The following is a 16,624-nucleotide window of genomic DNA, read 5'->3' on the forward strand; positions in this document are numbered from 1 at the left end:
GTCGAACTGATCGTGCCGATCGCCATGGAAGAGAAGCTGCGCTTCGCTATCCGTGAAGGCGGCCGCACCGTCGGCGCCGGCATCGTCGCCTCGATCGTCGAGTAACAACAAAACGGCTTGAGCCGTTTCGGCAGGGACATGGTCGCCCATGTCCCTGCGATTTTTGAAAGAAGCGGCTAAGCGAAACGAATTCAGAAGTTTGAGTGTGTGCCGTCGAAAGGCACACGGGAAACACGAGCAAGGACAAGTCGAATGAACGGCCAGAATATCCGCATCCGCCTCAAGGCGTTTGATCACCGGATCCTCGATGCCTCCACGCGCGAAATCGTGTCGACGGCCAAGCGCACCGGTGCGAGTGTGCGCGGGCCCGTGCCGCTTCCGACCCGGATTGAAAAATTCACGGTCAACCGGTCGCCGCACGTCGACAAGAAGAGCCGCGAACAGTTCGAGATGCGCACCCACAAGCGCCTTCTCGATATCGTTGATCCGACCCCGCAGACGGTTGATGCGCTGATGAAGCTCGATCTGGCCGCCGGCGTCGACGTCGAGATCAAGCTCTAAGAATCCCGGCGCAAGCCGAAATAACAAGGAAGGTACGTGGAGTTTCTCCAACGGCTTCCAGGAACAGGAAACCGGAAGGTGCGGATGCACCGGACGGGAACCCTTAACAAGAGGCGTGAACCGATGCGTTCAGGTGTGATTGCACAGAAAGTGGGAATGACCCGCGTCTACAACGACGCCGGTGAGCATATCCCGGTAACAGTTTTGCGGCTGGAGAACTGCCAGGTAGTGGCCCAGCGCACGGAAGAAAAGAATGGCTACACCGCAGTTCAGCTGGGTGCCGGCCGTTCCAAGGTGAAGAACACGACGAAGGCTCTGCGCGGCCATTTCGCCGCTGCGAGCGTCGAGCCGAAGGCGAAGCTCGTCGAGTTCCGCGTTACCGCTGACAACCTGATCGACATTGGCGCCGAACTGACGGCCAGCCATTTCGTCGCCGGCCAGCTGGTTGACGTCACCGGCACGACGATCGGTAAGGGTTTTGCCGGCGCCATCAAGCGCCATAACTTCGGCGGTCTGCGCGCCACGCACGGTGTATCGGTATCGCACCGCTCGCATGGTTCGACCGGTTCCAACCAGGATCCGGGCCGCGTCTGGAAGGGCAAGCGCATGGCTGGTCACATGGGCCAGACCCGCGTCACCACGCAGAACCTCGAAGTCGTATCGACCGACGAAGATCGCGGTCTGATCCTGGTCAAGGGCGCCGTTCCCGGCTCCAAGGGCGCATGGATCGTCGTCCGCGACGCAATCAAGTCGGGCACTCCGGAAGGCGCACCGCGCCCGGCCGCTGTGCGCGCCGCAGAATCGAAGTAAGGGAGCCGAATAATGGATCTCACCGTCAAAACCCTCGAGGGCAAGGACGCGGGAAAGGTTTCCCTTTCTGACGCCATTTTCGGCCTCGAACCCCGTGAAGACATCATCGCCCGCGTCATCCGCTGGCAGCTCGCCAAGCGCCAGCAGGGCACGCACAAGGCCAAGGGCCGCGCTGAAGTCGCCCGCACCGGCGCCAAGATGTACAAGCAGAAGGGTACGGGCCGCGCCCGCCACCACTCCGCTCGTGCTCCGCAGTTCCGCGGCGGTGGCAAGGCCCATGGTCCGGTCGTCCGCAGCCATGCGCACGATCTTCCGAAGAAGATCCGCGCGCTCGGTCTGCGCCACGCGCTGTCGGCCAAGCTGAAGGCTGAAGAGATCATCGTCCTCGACGATCTCGTCGCCAATGAAGCAAAGACGAAGGCGCTCGCCGGCGCATTCGCCTCGCTCGGCCTCACCAACGCTCTGATCATCGGCGGCGCCGAAATCGAGAGCAACTTCAAGCTCGCAGCCCAGAACATCCCGAACGTGGACGTTCTGCCGGTTCAGGGCATCAACGTTTACGACATTCTGCGCCGTGGCAAGCTCGTGCTTTCCAAGGCAGCCGTGGAAGCTCTGGAGGAGCGGTTCAAATGACGGATCTTCGCCACTACGACGTGATCGTGTCTCCCTCGATCACCGAAAAGTCGACGCTGGTTTCCGAACAGAACCAGGTCGTCTTCAACGTCGCCAAGGGCGCTTCGAAGCCTGAGATCAAGGCTGCAGTCGAAGCCCTGTTCGGCGTCAAGGTCACGGCCGTGAACACGCTCGTCCGCAAGGGTAAGCTGAAGCGCTTCCGCGGCTTCGCCGGAAAGCAGAAGGACGTCAAGAAGGCGATCATCACGCTCGCCGAAGGTCAGTCCATCGACGTCTCGACCGGTCTCTAACGGATAGGCCCATTAGGGTAAAAACCCAAAAGGGAACAAGAAAATGGCATTGAAAAGTTTCAATCCGACGACGCCGAGCCAGCGCCAGCTGGTCATCGTGGACCGGGCCGGCCTCTACAAGGGCAAGCCGGTCAAGACGCTGACCGAGGGCCTGTCCTCCAAGGGCGGTCGCAACAACCTGGGCCGCATCACCGTTCGCTTCCAGGGCGGTGGTCACAAGCGGACCTACCGTCTGGTCGACTTCAAGCGTCGCAAGTTCGACGTCGAGGGCACGGTCGAGCGTCTGGAATATGACCCGAACCGCACCGCCTTCATCGCGCTCGTCAGCTACGCCGACGGCGAACAGGCCTATATCCTGGCGCCGCAGCGTCTTGCCGCCGGCGACAAGGTCATCGCTTCGGACAAGGCTGTCGACGTCAAGCCCGGCAACACCATGCCGCTGCAGTTCATCCCGGTCGGCTCCATCATCCACAACGTGGAAATGAAGCCGGGCAAGGGCGGCCAGATCGCTCGCTCCGCCGGGACCTATGCGCAGCTCGTCGGTCGCGACCAGGGCATGGCGATCCTTCGCCTGAACTCGGGCGAGCAGCGCCTCGTGCACGGCTCTTGCCTTGCATCGATCGGTGCTGTATCGAACCCCGATCACGGCAACATCAATGACGGTAAGGCTGGCCGTTCGCGTTGGCGCGGCAAGCGTCCGCACGTACGCGGCGTCGTCATGAACCCGGTTGACCATCCGCACGGCGGTGGTGAAGGCCGCACCTCCGGTGGCCGCCACCCGGTAACCCCGTGGGGCAAGCCGACGAAGGGCAAGCGCACGCGCTCCAACAAGTCGACCGACAAGTTCATCATGCGCTCGCGCCATCAGCGCAAGAAGTAAGAGAGGAAGTCTCAAGTGGCTCGTTCAGTTTGGAAAGGTCCGTTTGTTGACGGCTATCTTCTCAAGAAGGCTGAGAAGGTCCGCGAAGGCGGTCGCAACGAAGTGATCAAGATGTGGAGCCGCCGCTCCACGATCCTTCCGCAATTCGTTGGTCTGACCTTCGGCGTCTACAACGGCAACAAGCATGTTCCCGTCTCCGTGTCCGAGGAAATGGTCGGTCACAAGTTCGGTGAATTCGCTCCGACCCGGACCTATTATGGTCATGGCGCGGACAAGAAGGCGAAGAGGAAGTAACAATGGGCAAGGCAAAAGCCGAACGCCGGCTGAAGGATAATGAGGCGCAGGCCATTGCGCGCACGATCCGCGTCAGCCCCCAGAAGCTCAACCTCGTTGCTGCGCTGATCCGCGGCAAGAAGGTCGACCGCGCTCTGGCCGAACTCGAGTTCTCCCGCAAGCGCATTGCAGGCACCGTCAAGAAGACGCTTGAATCTGCGATCGCAAATGCCGAGAACAACCACGATCTCGACGTTGATTCGCTCATCGTCGCGGAAGCTTACGTTGGCAAGTCGATCGTCATGAAGCGCTTCCACGCCCGTGGTCGCGGCCGTGCATCGCGCGTCGAAAAGCCGTTCTCGCACTTGACGATCGTTGTTCGTGAAGTGGAAGCCAAAGGGGAGGCCGCATAATGGGCCAGAAGATTAATCCGATCGGTTTCCGTCTCGGCATCAACCGGACCTGGGACAGCCGTTGGTTCGCGGACAACGCCGAATACGGCCAGCTGCTGCACGAAGACCTGAAGATCCGCGCCTACCTGATGGAAGAGCTGAAGGCTGCCGGTATCGCCAAGGTCGTGATCGAGCGTCCGCACAAGAAGTGCCGGGTGACGATCCACTCGGCCCGTCCGGGTCTGATCATCGGCAAGAAGGGCGCCGACATCGAAAAGCTCCGCAAGAAGCTTTCCGAAATGACCAACTCGGAAACGCACCTCAACATCGTTGAAGTGCGCAAGCCCGAAGTCGACGCAACGCTCGTTGCCCAGTCGATCGCCCAGCAGCTCGAGCGCCGCGTGGCTTTCCGCCGTGCGATGAAGCGCGCTGTTCAGTCGGCGATGCGTCTTGGCGCCGAAGGCATCAAGATCACCTGCGCCGGCCGCCTCGGTGGCGCGGAAATCGCCCGTACCGAATGGTACCGCGAAGGCCGCGTTCCGCTGCACACGCTGCGGGCGGACATCGACTACGGCACGGCCGAAGCTGAAACCGCCTTCGGCATCTGCGGCGTCAAGGTCTGGATCTTCAAGGGTGAAATCCTCGAGCACGATCCGATGGCTTCCGAGCGCCGCGCGACCGAGAGTGATAACCAGGGCGGTGGCGGTCGCGACCGTCGTCGTGACAACGCGTAACATACGCGCGTGGCAGCCAATATCGGAGAAGTAAAAAAATGTTGCAGCCAAAGCGTACGAAGTATCGCAAGCAATTCAAGGGCCGCATCAAGGGCGTTGCCAAGGGCGGTTCTGATCTCGCCTTCGGCGAATTCGGCCTGAAGGCTCAGGAACCGAACCGCGTCAATGCGCGCGAGATCGAGGCGGCTCGCCGTGCGATCACCCGGCACATGAAGCGCGCCGGCCGCGTCTGGATCCGCGTGTTCCCGGACGTTCCGGTCACAGCCAAGCCCACCGAAGTCCGCATGGGTAAGGGTAAGGGCTCGGTCGAATACTGGGCATGCAAGGTCAAGCCCGGCCGTATGATGTTCGAGATCGATGGTGTCAACGAAGAACTTGCTCGTGAGGCACTTCGTCTTGGCGCTGCCAAGCTCTCTGTCAAGACGCGCTTCGTGCAGCGTATCGCAGAGTAAGGAGTGAAGCTCATGAAAGCCGCAGATGTTCGCGCTCTGAGCGCCGACCAACTCAAGGAAGAGCTCGCCAAGCTGAAGAAGGAGCAGTTCAACCTGCGCTTCCAGAAGGCTACCGGCCAGCTCGAAAAGTCTTCGCGTATCGACGAAGTCCGCAAGGACATCGCACGCATCAAAACCATTGCCCGCCAGAAGGCGGCAGAAGCCAAGGCCTAAGGACCAGAATAAATGCCGAAACGCATTCTGCAGGGCACCGTCGTCAGCGACAAGAACGACAAGACCGTCGTCGTCAAGGTCGAGCGCCGCTTTGCGCACCCGATCCTCCAGAAGACCGTGCGTCGTTCCAAGAAGTACAAGGCTCACGACGAGAACAACCAGTTCAAGGTCGGTGATGTCGTTTCCATCGAGGAATGCGCACCGATCTCCAAGGACAAGCGCTGGACGGTGGTTGCCGCCCAGGCTTGATTTGTGCAGGTTTTGCCCGCCGGACCCTTGCGTCTTGGGCAAATATCTGTATGAAGCACGCAATTAAAGCTGAGGAACGCTCGAGTCCGGGCGTTCTTTTGCTTTGAGATGAGCACAATAAGCCGGGCGAGGGGGTCTCGACCCAACCGGCCTGGTAACAACAAGAAGGCGACCTGACATGATTCAGATGCAAACAAACCTCGACGTGGCGGATAATTCCGGCGCACGTCGTGTCATGTGCATCAAGGTGCTGGGCGGCTCCAAGCGCAAGTACGCGTCGATCGGCGACATCATTGTCGTTTCGATCAAGGAAGCCATTCCGCGCGGCCGCGTGAAGAAGGGTGATGTCATGAAGGCCGTTGTCGTTCGCACCGCGAAGGACATCCGCCGTCCGGATGGCAGCGTCATCCGTTTCGACACCAACGCAGCCGTACTTATCGACAACAAGAAAGAGCCGATCGGCACCCGTATCTTCGGACCGGTTCCGCGCGAACTGCGCGCCAAGAACCACATGAAGATCATCTCGCTGGCTCCGGAAGTCCTCTAAGGGAGCGTTGAGAGATGCAGAAGATTCGCAAGGGCGACAAGGTCGTCGTACTCACCGGTAAGGACAAGGGCCGCACCGGCGAGGTCATCCAGGTCATGCCGAAGGAAGACCGGGCCGTGGTGCGCGGCGTCAACGTGGTGAAGCGCCACCAGCGCCAGACCCAGAACCAGGAAGCCGGCATTATCAGCAAGGAAGCCCCGATCCACCTTTCGAACATCGCGATCGCCGATCCGAAGGACGGCAAGCCGACCCGCGTTGGCTTCAAGATCGACGGTGAAAAGAAGGTCCGCGTGGCCAAGCGTTCGGGAGAAGTGATCGATGGCTAAGACCGCTTATGAGCCGCGGCTCAAGAAGGAATATGTAGAGCGCATCCGCAAGGCGATGCAGGAGAAGTTCTCCTACGCCAACGAAATGCAGATCCCGCGCCTCGACAAGATCGTCATCAACATGGGTGTTGGCGAAGCGACCGGCGATTCCAAGAAGCCGTCCGTTGCTGCTGCCGACCTCGCAGCGATTGCCGGCCAGAAGCCGGTGATCACCCGCGCTCGCAACTCCATCGCTGGCTTCAAGCTTCGCGAAGGCATGCCGATTGGTGCCAAGGTTACCCTGCGCGGCGTTCGGATGTATGAGTTCCTGGATCGTCTCGTGAACATCGCTTTGCCGCGTGTTCGCGACTTCCGCGGCCTCAACCCGAAGTCCTTCGATGGTCGTGGCAACTTCGCCATGGGCATCAAGGAGCACATTGTGTTCCCTGAGATCAACTACGACAAGGTTGATCAGATGTGGGGCATGGACATCATCGTTTGCACGACGGCATCTAACGACGACGAAGCGCGCGCTCTGCTTGCAGAGTTCAACTTCCCGTTCCGTCAGTAATCCGTAACGACAAGCGTAAAGAAGGATAACTGTTATGGCGAAAACGAGCGCAGTTGAAAAGAACAAGCGCCGCCGCAAACTGGTTGCCGGACAAGCCGCTAAGCGTGCGGCCCTCAAGGCAATCATCATGAACCAGTCTTTGCCGATCGAAGAGCGGTTCAAGGCCACCCTCAAGCTGGCAGAACTGCCGCGCGATGGTTCGAAGACCCGCATCCGCAACCGTTGCGAAGTCACCGGCCGTCCGCGCGCCTACTATCGCAAGCTTCGCATGTCGCGTATCGCGCTTCGCGAACTCGGCAATCTCGGCAAGGTGCCGGGCATCGTCAAGTCGAGCTGGTAAGGAGACGGGTACATGGCAATGACTGATCCTTTGGGCGATATGCTCACCCGTATCCGCAACGGTGCTGCTCGCCGCAAGTCCAGCGTTTCGACGCCGGCTTCCAAGCTGCGCGCACGCGTTCTGGATGTCCTTCAGGCCGAAGGCTATATCCGCGGATACTCTGAAGTCGAATTCGGCAACGGCAAGGCCGAGCTGAACATCGAACTGAAATACTACGAAGGCGCTTCCGTGATCCGTGAGATCGCGCGCGTCTCCAAGCCGGGCCGCCGGGTCTATGTCTCGGTCAAGTCCATTCCGCAGGTCGCGAACGGCCTCGGCATCACCATCCTTTCGACCCCGAAGGGCGTGATGGCCGATCACCAGGCACGCGAACAGAATGTTGGTGGCGAGCTTCTTTGCTCGGTCTTCTAAGACCGGGCAGGATCTCCATGACGAACAGACAGGTATAAAAATGTCTCGTATCGGTAAGAAACCCGTTCAGGTTCCGGCAGGCGTCACGGCTAGCGTTGATGGCCAGAAGGTAACGGCGAAGGGTCCGAAGGGCGAACTGTTCTTCGTCGCAAACGACGAAGTTTCGGTAAAGCTCGAAAACAATGCGGTTGTGGTTCAGCCGCTCAATGAAAGCAAGGATGCTCGTGCTAAGTGGGGCATGTCCCGCACGATGGTCGAGAACATCTTCAAGGGCGTCAAGGACGGCTACGAGCGCAAGCTCGAGATCAACGGCGTCGGCTACCGTGCTTCGATGCAGGGCAAGAACCTGCAGCTGGCGCTCGGTTTCAGCCATGACGTCGTCTACCAGACGCCGGAAGGCATCACGATCGCTGTGCCGAAGCCGACGGAAATCGTCGTTTCCGGCATCAACAAACAGCAGGTCGGCCAGGTTGCCGCGGAAATCCGCGAATACCGCGGCCCCGAGCCCTACAAGGGCAAGGGCGTCAAGTATGCCGGAGAGCGGATTGTCCGCAAAGAAGGCAAGAAGAAGTAAGGATCACGCGAAATGGCTAGCAGGAAAGATACTCTTGTGCGTCGCGCCAGCCGCGTGCGCCGTCAAATCAAGGCGGTCGCCAATGGCCGCCCGCGCCTGTCGGTTCATCGCTCGTCGAAGAACATCTATGCGCAGATCATCGATGACGTTGCCGGCAAGACGATTGCCGCTGCCTCGACCCTCGAGGCAGATCTCAAGTCTGCGCTGAAGACCGGCGCCGACACGGCAGCAGCCGCAGCCGTCGGCAAGCTCCTCGCCGAGCGCGCTTCCAAGGCAGGCGTCAAGGACGTCGTCTTTGATCGCGGCGCCTTCATCTACCACGGCCGCGTCAAGGCGCTGGCCGAGGCAGCCCGCGAAGGCGGCCTGAACTTCTAATGTTCACCGCCCGGGCAGAGATGCCTGGGCGGATTCTGCCTCGCATTACCCCCGGTCGCTTCGGCTCGTACGAGGCGACTTTCGTCAATCTGCCGATTGCACCCGGAAAAGAAAAAGGAAGAGGACAATGGCACAAGAAAGAAGAGGTTCTCGCGAAGATCGCCAGAACCGCGAAGAGCGCGACAGCGAATTTGTCGATAAGCTCGTCGCAATCAACCGCGTCGCCAAGGTGGTGAAGGGCGGTCGTCGTTTCGGTTTCGCCGCTCTCGTCGTCGTCGGGGACCAGAAGGGCCGTGTTGGCTTCGGCCATGGCAAGGCACGCGAAGTGCCGGAAGCCATCCGCAAGGCAACGGAAGCCGCCAAGCGCGACCTGATCTTCGTACCGCTGCGCGGCGGTCGCACGCTGCATCACGACGTCAACGGTCGTCACGGCGCCGGCAAGGTGCTGCTGCGCTCGGCCAAGGCCGGTACCGGTATTATCGCCGGTGGTCCGATGCGCGCCGTCTTTGAGACGCTCGGCGTTCACGACGTCGTTGCGAAGTCGACCGGTTCGTCGAACCCCTACAACATGGTTCGTGCCACCTTCGACGCGCTCAAGAACCAGATGCACCCGAAGGACATCGCGGCACAGCGCGGCATGAAATACGCCACGCTCCAGTCCCGTCGCGTTGCCGCCGGCGCTGCTTCCGAAGAATAAGGGAGCTGACAGATGGCTAAGAAAGAAGTTGCCAAGAAGACGGTTACCGTCGAGCAGATTGGTAGCCCCATCCGCCGTCCGGCCGTACAGCGTCAGACGCTTGTCGGTCTGGGCCTCAACAAGATGCACCGGGTTCGCACGCTGGAAGACACTCCGGCCGTTCGCGGCATGATCCGGGCCGTCCAGCACCTCGTTCGCGTCGTCGACGAGAAGTGAGGGGGATCCAGATATGAAACTGAATGAAATCAAGGACAATGAAGGCGCGACCAAGAACCGCAAGCGCCTTGGCCGTGGTATCGGCTCCGGCTCCGGCAAGACCGCCGGTCGCGGCGTGAAGGGTCAGAAGGCCCGTTCGGGCGTTGCGATCAACGGCTTCGAAGGCGGCCAGATGCCCATCTACCGCCGTCTGCCGAAGCGCGGCTTCAACAACATCTTCGCTTCGGAGTTCGTTGTCGTCTCGCTCGGCCGTATCCAGACGGCAATCGATGCCAAGAAGCTCGACGCTTCGAAGACCGTCGATGCGGCTGCCCTGAAGGCCGCCGGCGTCATCCGTCGCGAGAAGGACGGCGTCCGCGTTCTCGCCGATGGCGAACTGAAGGCGAAGATTTCGCTCGAAGTCGCCGGCGCTTCCAAGCCGGCCGTCGAGAAGATCGAAAAGGCCGGCGGTTCGATAAAGCTGCTCGCCGCCGCCGCTGCGGAATAATATGACTGATGAACCGCCCGGGGTGCTTCACGCCGGGCGGTTTTGCTCCCATATGTGAGCCTCACGTCCGAGGGCGGCGAATCACTTGCCGCGACGGGACACAACGGAAACCACGGTGAGGCATCCGATTGCAGCGACAATCGCCTCGCGCCCGGTTTTCAACGACGAAGACTTACTCTTGCCGGAACTGACCGGGTTTCTCCCGCTGTTTCCGAGACATGGTACGCGGAGAATTGCATGGCTTCTGCAGCGGAACAGCTCGCCTCGAACCTGAATTTTTCGACTTTCGCCAAAGCGGAAGATCTGAAGAAAAGGCTCTGGTTCACCCTCGGTGCGCTTCTGGTTTACCGTCTTGGCACCTATATCCCGCTGCCCGGTCTCAATCCGGCCGCGTTCGCCCAGGCTTTCCAGGGCCAAGCCGGCGGCATCCTCGGCCTGTTCAACATGTTTTCGGGCGGTGCAGTGGAGCGCATGGCGATCTTCGCGCTCGGCATCATGCCCTATATTTCCGCTTCGATCATCGTGCAGCTGATGACCTCGGTCGTCCCGGCGCTCGAGCAATTGAAGAAGGAAGGCGAGCAGGGCCGCAAGGTCATCAACCAGTATACCCGCTACGGCACGGTACTCCTCGGCGCTATGCAGGCCTATGGCATCGCGGTCGGGCTTGAGAGCGGCAGCGGTCTCGTCAACGATCCGGGTTGGTTCTTCCGGATTTCGACGGTCATCTCGCTGCTCGGCGGTACCATGTTCCTGATGTGGCTCGGCGAGCAGATCACCTCGCGGGGTATCGGCAACGGCATTTCGCTGATCATCTTTGCCGGCATCGTCGCGGCTCTGCCGGGCGCGCTTGCGGGAACCCTGGAGCTCGGCCGTACCGGAGCTCTGTCGACGCCGCTCATCCTGGCGATCATCGTCATGGTGGTCGCGGTCATCGCGCTGATCGTCTTCGTCGAGCGCGCTCAGCGCCGCCTGCTGATCCAGTATCCGAAGCGCCAGGTCGGCAACCGCATGTTCCAGGGCGATACGTCGCATCTGCCGCTGAAGCTCAACACGTCCGGCGTGATCCCGGCGATCTTCGCTTCGTCGCTGCTGTTGCTGCCCGCGACGCTTGCCGGTTTCGCCAATGCGGCGACGCTGCCCGGCTGGGCGACGACGATCGTTGGGGCGCTCGCGCATGGCCAGCCTTTGTACATGATCTTTTACGGCGGGATGATCGCCTTCTTCGCCTTCTTCTACACGGCGATCGTCTTCAATCCGAAGGATACGGCCGACAATTTGAAGAAGCACGGCGGCTTCATTCCGGGGATTCGCCCGGGTGAGCGCACCGCCGAATACATCGACTACGTGCTGACCCGCATCACCGTCATCGGTGCCATCTACCTGATTTTCGTCTGCATCCTGCCGGAAATTCTCATCTCTCAGACAGGCGTGCCGTTCTACCTTGGTGGTACGTCGCTTTTGATTGTTGTCAGCGTCACCCTTGATACGGTAGCACAGATCCAGGGTCACCTCATTGCTCAGCAATATGAGGGGCTGATCAAGAAGTCGAAGCTGCGCGGAGGAAAGAGGGGACGATGAGACTTATTTTTTTGGGACCGCCGGGCGCTGGCAAGGGTACGCAGGCCAAGCTTCTGACGGAGAGATACGGCATTCCGCAGCTTTCCACGGGGGACATGCTTCGGGCCGCCGTTGCCCAGGCGACCGAGGTCGGCAAGCGCGCCAAAGCGGTGATGGATGCCGGCCAGCTGGTCTCCGACGAAATCGTCAATGAAATCGTTTCCGACCGCATCGACGCGCCGGACTGTGCGAAGGGCTTCATTCTCGACGGCTATCCGCGCACCGTGCCGCAGGCTATTGCGCTCGACCGGATGCTCGAGAGCAAGGGCCTGAAACTGGATGCGGTCATCGAGTTGAAGGTCGATGAGGCCGCCCTTGTCCGGCGCATGGAGAATCGCGTAGCGGAAACCATCGCTACGGGCGGTACGGTGCGCTCCGACGACAATCCCGAGGCCTTCAAGCGTCGCTTGACGGAATACAGGGAAAAGACTGCTCCGCTTTCGGAGCATTATGCCGAAACCGGTCAGTTGAAGACCGTGGACGGGATGGCGGACGTGGAAGCGGTCACCGCCGAGATCGACAAGATTCTGGCATAGGCTGTCGTCTTTGCCAAAATGGAAGCGCCGGGGAGTTGACTTTTCCGGGTGATTCCTCCAAAGACAGCGTCAACTCGCGACATGAGAAGCGATCGGCGCGGTCTTCAAAACAAAGAAGTCCGGGTACGGTCGTTTTTGACGTGTCTCGAACCTCAATCAACGTGCGGCTCTTCGAGGTCGCGTAACGAAGCACCTATTGCCGGATGGCAACTGGAACGCAAGGAGAATAGACGTGGCACGTATCGCTGGCGTCAACATCCCGACGGCAAAGCGCGTCGTCATCGCGCTGACCTACATTCACGGGATTGGCACGAAATTCGCCCAGGAAATCATCGAGAAGGTCGGCATTCCGGCTGACCGTCGCGTGCACCAGCTGACGGACGCCGAAGTCCTTCAGATTCGCGAAACGATCGACCGCGATTATCAGGTCGAGGGCGACCTGCGCCGCGAAACGTCGATGAACATCAAGCGCCTGATGGACCTCGGCTGCTACCGTGGCCTGCGTCATCGTCGCGGCCTGCCGGTGCGCGGTCAGCGTACCCACACCAATGCCCGCACCCGCAAGGGTCCGGCAAAGGCGATCGCCGGCAAGAAGAAGTAATTTCCCGAAAAGGGAAAGCGGGAGGCTGGCGTCCGCGCCGGCCTCCTTTTGCAGTTTGGGAAGGGCCAGTGCCCGACCTGTGTCTGACCGCTAGCGGTTCAGCAAAATAAAAGCGGGGCCGGCGTGCCGGTTTCGTGAAAGAAGATGCAGGGCAGGGGACGACCAATCCTTTTCCCGGTGGAGCCGCTGGAATTACGGCGGTGCAGAGATCTAAGAAAGGGATCCTATGGCCAAGGAAGCCACCCGCGTTCGCCGCCGCGAGCGCAAGAACATCACGTCTGGCGTCGCGCACGTCAATTCGTCGTTCAACAACACGATGATCACCATCACCGACGCACAGGGCAATGCAATTGCCTGGTCGTCTGCCGGTGCAAAGGGCTTCAAGGGTTCGCGCAAGTCGACCCCGTTCGCCGCTCAGATCGCCGCCGAGGACTGCGCCAAGAAGGCTCAGGAACACGGCATGAAGTCGCTGGAAGTGGAAGTTTGCGGACCGGGTTCCGGCCGTGAATCCGCACTTCGCGCGCTGCAGGCCGCGGGCTTCATGATCACGTCGATCCGCGACGTGACGCCGATCCCGCACAACGGCTGCCGCCCGCGCAAGAAGCGCCGCGTCTGATCATTTGTATTCAAGATTCCGGTGAGAGCGCGGGCGCGTTCTCCCGGACTTCGGGGCTCGGTTGCCACGATTGGATGGTGGCAACGAACGGAAGGCAGAAAACATGATCCAGAAAAATTGGCAGGAACTGATCAAGCCGAACAAGGTGGATTTCACCTCCTCCGGCCGCACCAAGGCAACGCTGGTGGCGGAACCGCTTGAGCGCGGCTTTGGTCTGACCCTCGGCAACGCGCTTCGTCGCGTGCTGCTGTCGTCGCTCCGTGGTGCTGCCGTCACCGCGGTGCAGATCGACGGCGTATTGCACGAGTTCTCCTCGATCCCGGGTGTGCGGGAAGATGTGACGGACATCGTGCTCAACATCAAGGAAATCGCCATCAAGATGGATGGCGACGATTCCAAGCGCATGGTCGTGCGCAAGCAGGGCCCGGGCGTTGTGACGGCCGGTGACATCCAGACGGTTGGCGATATCGAGATCCTCAACCCGAACCACGTGATCTGCACGCTCGACGAGGGCGCGGAGATCCGCATGGAGTTCACCGTCAACAACGGCAAGGGCTACGTGCCGGCTGAGCGCAATCGTTCGGAAGATGCGCCGATTGGCCTGATCCCGGTCGACAGCCTGTACTCTCCGGTCAAGAAGGTGTCCTACAAGGTGGAAAACACCCGTGAAGGCCAGGTTCTCGACTATGACAAGCTGACGATGTCCATCGAAACGGATGGCTCTGTCACCGGTGAAGATGCAATCGCTTTCGCGGCCCGCATCCTTCAGGACCAGCTGTCGGTCTTCGTCAACTTCGACGAGCCGCAGAAGGAAGCCGAGGAAGAAGCAGTCACCGAACTCGCCTTCAACCCGGCGCTTCTCAAGAAGGTCGACGAACTGGAGCTTTCCGTCCGTTCGGCCAACTGCCTGAAGAACGACAACATCGTCTATATCGGCGACCTCATTCAGAAGACGGAAGCGGAAATGCTCCGGACGCCGAACTTTGGTCGCAAGTCGCTCAACGAGATCAAGGAAGTTCTCGCTTCCATGGGCCTGCACCTCGGCATGGAAGTGCCGTCCTGGCCGCCGGAGAACATCGAAGATCTCGCCAAGCGTTACGAAGACCAATACTAACCGTTAAACTGCAGGCGAATGCCTGCAAGTAAAGGAGACTAGCCATGCGCCACGGTAAAGCCGGCCGCAAGCTGAATAGAACCGCCAGCCACCGCAAGGCGATGTTTGCCAACATGGCAGCTTCGCTGATCGAGCACGAGCAGATCGTCACGACCCTGCCGAAGGCCAAGGAAATCCGTCCGATCGTCGAGAAGCTCGTCACGCTCGGCAAGCGCGGCGACCTGCATGCCCGCCGTCAGGCGATCTCGCAGATCCGCGACGTTGCTGTCGTCTCGAAGCTGTTCGACGCGATCGCATCGCGCTACGCCACCCGCAACGGCGGCTACCTGCGCATCATGAAGGCGGGCTTCCGCCAGGGCGACAATGCCCCGCTCGCCGTCATCGAATTCGTTGACCGCGATGTCGATGCCAAGGGCGCCAAGGATCGCGCTCGCGTCTCCGCTGAAGCGGAAGCAGCCGAAGCAGCCTGATCAGAGCCGACTTCGCAATCGATTTGAAGCGGCCGGGTGAGTTTCACCCGGCCGCTTTTTGTGTTGCGGGACTGGATCGCACGACGGCCGTCCGCTGCCGCTTCCAGCGCAGGAACGGCGTCCGAACCGCGCGCCAGGCAAGTAGCAGCGAAACGAGGAAGATGTAGAGCATCTGCTCGAGGCCTACGACCTTCACCGCCATGGCAAAATGCAGCGCCCCGGCGGCGGCGATCACATAGGCAAGCCGGTGCAGCTTGTTCCACCGCTGGCCAAGCTTGCGGATCGACCAATTGTTCGAGGTGAGCGCCAGCGGGATCAGCATGACGAGTGCGGCCATGCCGATGGTTATGAAGGGGCGGCGGGCGATGTCGGCGAGGATCGTCGGGATGCGCAGCATCTGGTCCAAGAGCATGTAGGCGAGGAAGTGCATCAGCACGTAGTAGAAGGCGAGTAGGCCCAAAGCGCGACGGTATCGCAGCCAGTTGAGGCCGACGAGATCGCGAAGCGGCGTGATCGTCAGCGTCGCCACCAGGAAACGCAGCGCCCAGAGGCCAAGCAGGTGCTCGAATTCCTTGACCGCATTGCCCGGCAATTGGCCGGTTGCGCCGAGATAGAACGCCCATGCCGCAGGGATGAAGCCGAGGGCGTAGAGCGCCCAGACCGAGGGACCGTGAAAGCGTTTCGGTAAAGCGGGTACGAGGGCCATGGTCAGAAGTTTACCCTGAGGTCCATGCCGGCATAAAGCCCCGCGACGTCGTCGGCGTAACCATTGAAGGCAAGCGTGTCGCGGCGATTGGAGCCGAAGAAGCCGCCTTCACCGATGCGGTTTTCGGTTGCCTGGCTCCAGCGCGGGTGATCGACGGCCGGGTTCACATTGGCATAGAAGCCGTACTCGTCCGGTGCGGCGAGGTTCCAGGTGCAGGGCGGGGCGGTTTCGGTGAGCGAGATGCGCACGATCGACTTGATCCCCTTGAATCCATATTTCCACGGGACGACCAAGCGCATGGGTGCGCCGTTCTGGTTCGGCAACGTCTTGCCATAGAGGCCGACGGCAAGGATCGTCAGGGGATGGCGCGCTTCATCGAGCCGCAAGCCCTCCTGATACGGCCAGGGCAGCGGTTGGAAGTAGCCGGATTGGCCGGGCATTTCCTCAGGTCGCACCACGGTTTCGAAGGCGACATATTTGGCGCTGCCAAGCGGCTCGACCTTGTCGAGAAGGGTCGACAGCGGAAAGCCGTCCCACGGGATCACCATCGACCAGGCCTCGACGCAGCGCATCCGGTAGATCCGCTCTTCGAGCGGGAAGGCGAGCAGCTCATCGAGGCCGAACTCACGCGGCTTGCCGACGAGGCCGTCCACCTTCACGGTCCAGGGGGTCGGCTTGAAGCTTCCCGAATTGGCGGCCGGATCGGCCTTTCCGGTGCCGAACTCGTAGAAATTATTGTAGCTTGTGACGTCTTTCTCGGGCGTCAGGGTCTCATTGACCTTGTAAGGGCTGCTCGTGACCTTGAGCGCGGCCGCATGGGCCACGCTCGTCCCGCCGAGAGCGAGGCCGCCTGCGGCGGCGAGAAAGCTGCGACGATCGAGGAAAAAACGCTCCGGCGTGATTTCGGATGCGGGGATCTCCGGTGGGCGGTAGGCGGGCATGGTGCTTCCTCGA

30 protein-coding genes are annotated in these 16,624 nt (G+C 60.8%); 28 read left to right on the plus strand and 2 right to left on the minus strand.

Going from position 1 to position 16,624, the window contains the following annotated elements:
* The 28 genes from N181_RS32635 to rplQ form a co-directional block, all read left to right on the plus strand.
* Nucleotides 1–105: EF-Tu C-terminal domain-related protein (locus N181_RS32635; RefSeq protein WP_134887923.1), on the plus strand; the 105-nt coding region annotated here is incomplete at its 5' end.
* Between the two features lie 147 nt (nucleotides 106–252).
* A complete protein-coding gene (gene rpsJ / locus N181_RS28735) occupies nucleotides 253–561 on the plus strand; it encodes a 30S ribosomal protein S10 (RefSeq protein WP_003507767.1) in 309 nt (102 codons plus the stop codon).
* 123 nt (nucleotides 562–684) lie between these two features.
* Nucleotides 685–1,371 carry a 50S ribosomal protein L3 gene (gene rplC / locus N181_RS28740; protein ID WP_014328064.1) on the plus strand — a complete coding sequence of 229 codons (687 nt, stop codon included), beginning with the start codon at nucleotides 685–687 and terminating at the stop codon, nucleotides 1,369–1,371.
* Between the two features lie 12 nt (nucleotides 1,372–1,383).
* On the plus strand, nucleotides 1,384–2,004 hold the full coding sequence (gene rplD, locus N181_RS28745) for a 50S ribosomal protein L4 (RefSeq protein WP_014328065.1): 621 nt from the start codon (nucleotides 1,384–1,386) through the stop codon (nucleotides 2,002–2,004).
* On the plus strand, nucleotides 2,001–2,294 hold the full coding sequence (locus N181_RS28750) for a 50S ribosomal protein L23 (protein WP_012707756.1): 294 nt from the start codon (nucleotides 2,001–2,003) through the stop codon (nucleotides 2,292–2,294). The genes rplD and N181_RS28750 overlap by 4 nt, the downstream gene beginning before the upstream one ends.
* Before the next feature lie 43 nt (nucleotides 2,295–2,337).
* The gene (rplB, locus tag N181_RS28755; protein ID WP_014328066.1) at nucleotides 2,338–3,174 is read left to right on the plus strand and encodes a 50S ribosomal protein L2; all 837 of its coding nucleotides are present in this window, start codon (nucleotides 2,338–2,340) and stop codon (nucleotides 3,172–3,174) included.
* Between the two features lie 15 nt (nucleotides 3,175–3,189).
* Nucleotides 3,190–3,468 (plus strand): 30S ribosomal protein S19, encoded by a 279-nt coding sequence (rpsS, locus tag N181_RS28760; protein ID WP_002964358.1) that lies wholly within the window; start codon nucleotides 3,190–3,192, stop codon nucleotides 3,466–3,468.
* Nucleotides 3,469–3,470: 2 nt separating this feature from the next.
* Entirely contained in the window at nucleotides 3,471–3,860 is a 390-nt protein-coding gene (gene rplV / locus N181_RS28765) for a 50S ribosomal protein L22 (protein WP_012707758.1), read from the plus strand.
* A complete protein-coding gene (gene rpsC, locus N181_RS28770) occupies nucleotides 3,860–4,573 on the plus strand; it encodes a 30S ribosomal protein S3 (RefSeq protein WP_014328067.1) in 714 nt (237 codons plus the stop codon). Before rplV ends, rpsC begins: the two co-directional genes overlap by 1 nt.
* 38 nt (nucleotides 4,574–4,611) lie before the next feature.
* Complete coding sequence (gene rplP, locus N181_RS28775; RefSeq protein ID WP_003536531.1) at nucleotides 4,612–5,025, plus strand: 50S ribosomal protein L16; 414 nt, start codon at nucleotides 4,612–4,614, stop codon at nucleotides 5,023–5,025.
* Between the two features lie 12 nt (nucleotides 5,026–5,037).
* A complete protein-coding gene (rpmC, locus tag N181_RS28780; RefSeq protein ID WP_011975176.1) occupies nucleotides 5,038–5,238 on the plus strand; it encodes a 50S ribosomal protein L29 in 201 nt (66 codons plus the stop codon).
* Between the two features lie 12 nt (nucleotides 5,239–5,250).
* Nucleotides 5,251–5,487: a 30S ribosomal protein S17 gene (gene rpsQ, locus N181_RS28785; RefSeq protein ID WP_014328068.1), complete on the plus strand. Its 237-nt coding sequence runs from the start codon at nucleotides 5,251–5,253 to the stop codon at nucleotides 5,485–5,487.
* 178 nt (nucleotides 5,488–5,665) lie between these two features.
* A complete protein-coding gene (rplN, locus tag N181_RS28790; RefSeq protein ID WP_012707761.1) occupies nucleotides 5,666–6,034 on the plus strand; it encodes a 50S ribosomal protein L14 in 369 nt (122 codons plus the stop codon).
* Nucleotides 6,035–6,048: 14 nt separating this feature from the next.
* The gene (rplX, locus tag N181_RS28795; RefSeq protein WP_012707762.1) at nucleotides 6,049–6,360 is read left to right on the plus strand and encodes a 50S ribosomal protein L24; all 312 of its coding nucleotides are present in this window, start codon (nucleotides 6,049–6,051) and stop codon (nucleotides 6,358–6,360) included.
* A complete protein-coding gene (rplE, locus tag N181_RS28800) occupies nucleotides 6,353–6,910 on the plus strand; it encodes a 50S ribosomal protein L5 (protein ID WP_014328069.1) in 558 nt (185 codons plus the stop codon). The genes rplX and rplE overlap by 8 nt, the downstream gene beginning before the upstream one ends.
* Nucleotides 6,911–6,944: 34 nt before the next feature.
* A complete protein-coding gene (gene rpsN, locus N181_RS28805) occupies nucleotides 6,945–7,250 on the plus strand; it encodes a 30S ribosomal protein S14 (RefSeq protein ID WP_014328070.1) in 306 nt (101 codons plus the stop codon).
* Between the two features lie 12 nt (nucleotides 7,251–7,262).
* Complete coding sequence (gene rpsH / locus N181_RS28810) at nucleotides 7,263–7,661, plus strand: 30S ribosomal protein S8 (protein ID WP_012707765.1); 399 nt, start codon at nucleotides 7,263–7,265, stop codon at nucleotides 7,659–7,661.
* Between the two features lie 40 nt (nucleotides 7,662–7,701).
* Nucleotides 7,702–8,235 carry a 50S ribosomal protein L6 gene (gene rplF / locus N181_RS28815; RefSeq protein WP_012707766.1) on the plus strand — a complete coding sequence of 178 codons (534 nt, stop codon included), beginning with the start codon at nucleotides 7,702–7,704 and terminating at the stop codon, nucleotides 8,233–8,235.
* 12 nt (nucleotides 8,236–8,247) lie between these two features.
* Entirely contained in the window at nucleotides 8,248–8,610 is a 363-nt protein-coding gene (gene rplR / locus N181_RS28820; protein WP_014328071.1) for a 50S ribosomal protein L18, read from the plus strand.
* A 127-nt stretch (nucleotides 8,611–8,737) separates the two neighbouring features.
* The gene (gene rpsE, locus N181_RS28825; protein ID WP_014328072.1) at nucleotides 8,738–9,307 is read left to right on the plus strand and encodes a 30S ribosomal protein S5; all 570 of its coding nucleotides are present in this window, start codon (nucleotides 8,738–8,740) and stop codon (nucleotides 9,305–9,307) included.
* A gap of 12 nt (nucleotides 9,308–9,319) precedes the next feature.
* Nucleotides 9,320–9,523 (plus strand): 50S ribosomal protein L30, encoded by a 204-nt coding sequence (gene rpmD / locus N181_RS28830; RefSeq protein ID WP_003536508.1) that lies wholly within the window; start codon nucleotides 9,320–9,322, stop codon nucleotides 9,521–9,523.
* Between the two features lie 13 nt (nucleotides 9,524–9,536).
* On the plus strand, nucleotides 9,537–10,010 hold the full coding sequence (gene rplO, locus N181_RS28835; protein WP_014328073.1) for a 50S ribosomal protein L15: 474 nt from the start codon (nucleotides 9,537–9,539) through the stop codon (nucleotides 10,008–10,010).
* A gap of 237 nt (nucleotides 10,011–10,247) precedes the next feature.
* A complete protein-coding gene (gene secY / locus N181_RS28840) occupies nucleotides 10,248–11,588 on the plus strand; it encodes a preprotein translocase subunit SecY (protein ID WP_014328074.1) in 1,341 nt (446 codons plus the stop codon).
* Nucleotides 11,585–12,163 (plus strand): adenylate kinase, encoded by a 579-nt coding sequence (locus N181_RS28845; RefSeq protein ID WP_014328075.1) that lies wholly within the window; start codon nucleotides 11,585–11,587, stop codon nucleotides 12,161–12,163. The genes secY and N181_RS28845 overlap by 4 nt, the downstream gene beginning before the upstream one ends.
* A gap of 232 nt (nucleotides 12,164–12,395) precedes the next feature.
* The gene (gene rpsM / locus N181_RS28850) at nucleotides 12,396–12,764 is read left to right on the plus strand and encodes a 30S ribosomal protein S13 (RefSeq protein WP_014328076.1); all 369 of its coding nucleotides are present in this window, start codon (nucleotides 12,396–12,398) and stop codon (nucleotides 12,762–12,764) included.
* 226 nt (nucleotides 12,765–12,990) lie between these two features.
* Entirely contained in the window at nucleotides 12,991–13,380 is a 390-nt protein-coding gene (rpsK, locus tag N181_RS28855) for a 30S ribosomal protein S11 (protein ID WP_003536496.1), read from the plus strand.
* Between the two features lie 103 nt (nucleotides 13,381–13,483).
* Nucleotides 13,484–14,494, plus strand: coding sequence for a DNA-directed RNA polymerase subunit alpha (locus tag N181_RS28860; protein ID WP_012707773.1), 1,011 nt, complete (start codon nucleotides 13,484–13,486; stop codon nucleotides 14,492–14,494).
* A 44-nt stretch (nucleotides 14,495–14,538) separates the two neighbouring features.
* Complete coding sequence (gene rplQ / locus N181_RS28865) at nucleotides 14,539–14,964, plus strand: 50S ribosomal protein L17 (RefSeq protein WP_014328078.1); 426 nt, start codon at nucleotides 14,539–14,541, stop codon at nucleotides 14,962–14,964.
* Nucleotides 14,965–15,007: 43 nt separating this feature from the next.
* Here the strand turns inward: rplQ and msrQ are convergent, their stop codons facing one another.
* Both msrQ and msrP read right to left on the minus strand, forming a co-directional pair.
* Entirely contained in the window at nucleotides 15,008–15,670 is a 663-nt protein-coding gene (gene msrQ / locus N181_RS28870; RefSeq protein ID WP_014328079.1) for a protein-methionine-sulfoxide reductase heme-binding subunit MsrQ, read from the minus strand.
* 2 nt (nucleotides 15,671–15,672) lie between these two features.
* Nucleotides 15,673–16,611, minus strand: a complete 939-nt coding sequence (msrP, locus tag N181_RS28875) for a protein-methionine-sulfoxide reductase catalytic subunit MsrP (protein WP_037401748.1) — start codon at nucleotides 16,609–16,611, stop codon at nucleotides 15,673–15,675.
* Nucleotides 16,612–16,624 lie beyond the last annotated feature (13 nt).

Source organism: Sinorhizobium fredii USDA 205 (genome assembly GCF_001461695.1).
Taxonomy (GTDB): domain Bacteria; phylum Pseudomonadota; class Alphaproteobacteria; order Rhizobiales; family Rhizobiaceae; genus Sinorhizobium; species Sinorhizobium fredii.